Raw genomic sequence first — 639 nt, 5'->3', positions numbered from 1 at the left:
AGGGGGCTTTCAATGAGGCGCAGCTACAGGGTTATGATGACTTCTGGGATGCAGTGAGAGTGGAAAGGACCCTTATGACTGATGCCTTGCGTGAAGGACATGCCAGAGGGCATGAGATGGGACTTGCTGAAGGTCGTGCTGAAGGCCGTGCAGAGGGTTTAGAGGAAGGCCGTGCAGAGGGTTTGGAGGAAGGTCGTGCTGAAGGTCGTGCAGAAGGCCGTGCAGAGGAGCGTCTTGAGATAGCCCGGAACTTGAAAAAGAGCGGTGTTCCTGTTGCTATAATAGCACAGACTACCGGACTTGGTGAAGACGAGATAAATGCTTTGTGATTATTCGTTCTCCAATTCTTCATATTCCCGTTCGGTATCCAAAGAGTCTGTAAATATGCTTTGGATATCATGACTTGCCGAAAACTTTCGCCTTTCGTTTTGTATTTCAGAGGTTTTGCACTATTTTTGTAAAAACAGCATTTTGTCATTATGAAATATCTAGACCCCAAAGCCGATTTGACCTTCAAGAAGGTGTTCGGAGAACATCCCGACCTTGTGATAAGTCTTCTCAACGCCCTGCTCCCTTTCGAGACGGAGGATGAGAAGATAGTGAGCGTGGAGTATCTTCCGGCAGAGCTTTTCCCGGAAA

General features: G+C 47.9%; 2 pseudogenes. Both read left to right on the top strand.

Annotated elements, in window-relative coordinates:
* Positions 1–329: pseudogene (locus H6A61_RS16060) on the top strand (Rpn family recombination-promoting nuclease/putative transposase); the annotation flags it as partial.
* A 150-nt stretch (positions 330–479) separates the two neighbouring features.
* Positions 480–639: pseudogene (locus H6A61_RS16315) on the top strand (Rpn family recombination-promoting nuclease/putative transposase); the annotation flags it as partial.

This window comes from Bacteroides caecigallinarum, from assembly GCF_016901995.1.
GTDB lineage: Bacteria > Bacteroidota > Bacteroidia > Bacteroidales > Bacteroidaceae > Phocaeicola > Phocaeicola cellulolyticus.
This window is presented reverse-complemented; position numbering and strand designations above follow the sequence as displayed.